This is a genomic window from Streptomyces sp. NPDC054840, from assembly GCF_053611065.1.
The window spans coordinates 1-3,439 of record NZ_JBSGZP010000738.1 but is presented as its reverse complement, the minus strand read 5'-3'; the positions used below and the strand labels follow the sequence as shown (position 1 = coordinate 3,439).

The 3,439-nt window shown below is 73.7% G+C and carries 3 protein-coding genes; 1 reads left to right on the top strand and 2 read right to left on the bottom strand.

Going from position 1 to position 3,439, the window contains the following annotated elements:
• A partial coding sequence (locus ACWGIU_RS33175; protein ID WP_453711817.1) for an AAA family ATPase occupies positions 1-1,643 on the top strand: 1,643 nt, incomplete at its 5' end.
• Between the two features lie 63 nt (positions 1,644-1,706).
• Here the strand turns inward: ACWGIU_RS33175 and ACWGIU_RS33170 are convergent.
• Positions 1,707-2,663, bottom strand: a complete 957-nt coding sequence (locus ACWGIU_RS33170; protein ID WP_453711816.1) for a bifunctional riboflavin kinase/FAD synthetase — start codon at positions 2,661-2,663, stop codon at positions 1,707-1,709.
• Between the two features lie 126 nt (positions 2,664-2,789).
• On the bottom strand, positions 2,790-3,260 hold the full coding sequence (locus tag ACWGIU_RS33165; RefSeq protein ID WP_453711815.1) for a hypothetical protein: 471 nt from the start codon (positions 3,258-3,260) through the stop codon (positions 2,790-2,792).
• Positions 3,261-3,439: the final 179 nt, after the last annotated feature.

The window sequence follows — 3,439 nt, the reverse complement described above, 5'->3', positions numbered from 1 at the left end:
GGGTCACGCCGTACCCGGCCCTGCCGTCGGCCCTCGTCGCGGAGCCGGTCGCCGACCCGGTGGCGGAGGTTCCGCCCGCGCCCTGGGCCACACGGCAGGACACTCCCGGCGAGGGAACGCCCGCACTGCCGCCCGCCGAGCAGCCCGCGGCGATGTCGGCGCCGGCGCCGGTCAGCCCCGCGGACGCGCCCCCGGCCGTCGCGGAGACCCCGTTCGAGGGACCCCTCGGCGAACTGCCGTCGCCGCCGCCCGCGTTCGGGACCCCGGACGCCTACCCGTTCCCGCCGTCGGCGCCCACGCCGCCGCAGCCCCAGCAGCAGGCGCAGCCCCAGCAGCAGCCGCAGTCCTACGACCCCCGCACCGCCGGTCAGTGGTCCGCCGGGCCCGGGCAGCAGCAGCCCCCGCAGCACCAGCACCAGCCGCAGCCGCACGATCCCCGCTACTCGGCCGGCCAGACCGGCGGCGGAGCGCCCCTCGGCTACACCGCCGCCGTCGAGCTTTCCTCCGATCGCCTGCTGCGCAACAAGCAGAAGCCCAAGAACAACAGCGGCGGCGGCGGCCGGTTCCGCTTCGGCGGCAAGGCGGCCGAGGCGGAGCGCCAGCGCAAGCTGGAGCTGATCCGCACCCCGGTCATGTCCTGCTACCGCATCGCCGTCATCAGCCTCAAGGGCGGCGTCGGCAAGACCACGACCACCACCGCCCTCGGCGCCACCCTCGCCACCGAGCGCCAGGACAAGATCCTGGCCATCGACGCCAACCCGGACGCCGGTACGCTCGGCCGCCGGGTGCGCCGCGAAACCGGTGCCACCATCCGGGACCTGGTCCAGGCAATCCCGTACCTGCACTCGTACATGGACATCCGCCGGTTCACCTCCCAGGCGCCCTCCGGCCTGGAGATCATCGCCAACGATGTGGACCCGGCCGTCTCCACGACCTTCAACGACGAGGACTACCGCCGCGTCATCGAGACGCTGGGCCGCCAGTACCCGATCATCCTCACCGACTCGGGCACCGGCCTCCTCTACTCCGCCATGCGCGGCGTCCTGGATCTGGCCGACCAGCTGATCATCATCTCGACCCCGTCCGTGGACGGCGCCAGCAGCGCCAGCACCACCCTCGACTGGCTCTCCGCGCACGGGTACGCCGACCTCGTCTCGCGCTCCCTCACCGTCATCTCCGGGGTCCGCGAGACCAGCAAGATGATCAAGATCGAGGACATCGTGCAGCACTTCGAGACCCGCTGCCGCGGTGTCGTCGTGGTGCCGTTCGACGAGCACCTCGCGGCCGGTGCCGAGGTCGATCTCGACATGATGCGGCCCAAGACGCGCGAGGCGTACTTCAACCTCTCCGCGCTCGTGGCCGAGGACTTCCTGCGGGCCCAGCAGCAGGCAGCGCAGGGACACTGGGGTGCGCCGCAGCAGCCCCAGGCTCCTCAGCAGCCCTACGCGCAGCAGCCCCCTCAGCAGCCGCAGCCGTACGGCCAGCCCCAGGGCCAGCCCCCATACCAGCAGCCGCCGCAGCCCCAGCCCTACGGCCAGCCGTACCCGCAGCCCGGGCAGCCGTGGCAGCAGCCCCAGGCCCAGCCCCCGCAGCAACAGCCGCCCCAGCCCCAGCAGCCCCCGCGCGACCCGCGCCTCGGCTGACCGGCGGCACAGCGAAGGGCCCGTACCACCCCGGGGGTGGTACGGGCCCTTCCGCTCCGTTCGTCAGCGCTTCAGGTCGTACGTGTCCGTCAGGACCCGCGCCCGCTTCACGTCGTCCGCGATCGCTTCCAGCAGCCCGTCCAGCGACTCGAACTTCGCCATGCCTCGCACGTACGCGAGGAAGTCGACGGCGACGTGCATCCCGTACAGGTCCAGTCCGACGCGGTCGATCGCGTACGCCTCCACGGTCCGCTCGGTCGCGTCGAACTGCACGTTCGTCCCCACCGAGATCGCCGCGGGCATCCGCTCGCCGTCCGCCGTCAGCCAGCCCGCGTAGACCCCGTCCGCCGGGATCGCGGTGTGCGGCTGCGTCTCGACGTTCGCCGTCGGGTAGCCGAGTTCACGCCCGCGCTGCGCACCGCGCACCACCACGCCCTCGACCCGGTGCGGACGCCCCAGAATCTCGGCCGCACCCTCCATGTCGCCCTCCGCGACCAGCCTGCGGGCCAGGGTCGAGGAGAACGGCACCCCGCCGCCCGCCTCGCCCCGCTCGACCAGGTCCACGACGTCCACCACGTAGTCGTACGTGGAACCCAGCTCGCGCAGGAAGTCGACGTTCCCGGCGGCCCGGTGGCCGAAGCGGAAGTTCGGGCCCTCGATGACGGCACGCGCGTGCAGTTTGTCGACGAGGACCTTCACGATGAAGTCGGCCGGGGACAGCTGGGAGAACTCCGCCGTGAACGGCAGGATCAGCAGCGCGTCCACGCCCAGTCCGGCCATCAGTTCGGCGCGCCGGTCGTACGGGGCCAGGATCGGCGGGTGGCTGCCGGGGCGGACCACCTCGCTCGGGTGCGGGTCGAAGGTGACGACCACGGAGGGGACGCCGAGCTCACGCGCCGTGGCCACCGCCCGCCCGATGATCAGCTGATGTCCCCGGTGTACGCCGTCGTAGGAGCCGATGGTGACGACGCTGCGTCCCCAGTCCTGGGGGATGTCCTCCAAGCCACGCCAGCGCTGCACTGTGACCGCTCCTCGCCCGAACCCGTTTAGTCCTTGAACTGATTGCCGATTGCAGGTCTAAGACTGCCATGCCCGTGGCCGGTGCCCCGCATCGGCATCTGACTCGATCCGCCACCGTGTCTGTCGTCACGTCACATCCGCCGCCGCCCTGCTCAGGGTCTCCACCCTCCGCCGGGCGCTCGGCCCGATCAGCGCCGCGGCCTCCGCTCCCGCCGCCGCCTGCCAGAGTCGCCGCAGCAGGTCGAGGCGGTCGGGCTCGGGCAGCCGGAGCCGGATCCAGAACCAGCTGCCGAACTCCCCCGGGCCGGGCCGGGCCACGTGATCGGCGAGGGCGTGGAGGACGGGCAGGTGAGCCCGGGCGTCGGGGGCCCGGAGGAGGGTTTCCCGCAGCAGCCGGGCGGCCCACCAGACGCTGTCCGGGGTGGCCCGCTCCGGTCCCTCGGCGAAGCGGTCGAGCCGGTGCACCAGGCCGGTGAGCTCGCCGCGCAGCCGGTCGGGGGCGAGCCTGCACAAGGCTTCCAGCAGGCGGTGGCCGGCGCGGGCGACCTGCGGCTCCCGCCGGGGCGGCGGAGTCCTCGGCGGGGCCGGTTCCGCCAAGGCCTGGGGCGGGCTGGTTGCGCCGGGCGTCGGGGGCCGGTGGGGGCTGGCTGCGCCGGGCGTCGGGCGGGGTTCCGCCGGGGCCGGTCGCGCGCCGGGGCGTCTCCTCGGGCGCCGAACGTGGCGAGGGGTCGGAAGGCGCGGCGGCAGGGCGTTCGGCGCCCTGCGGGGATCGCCCC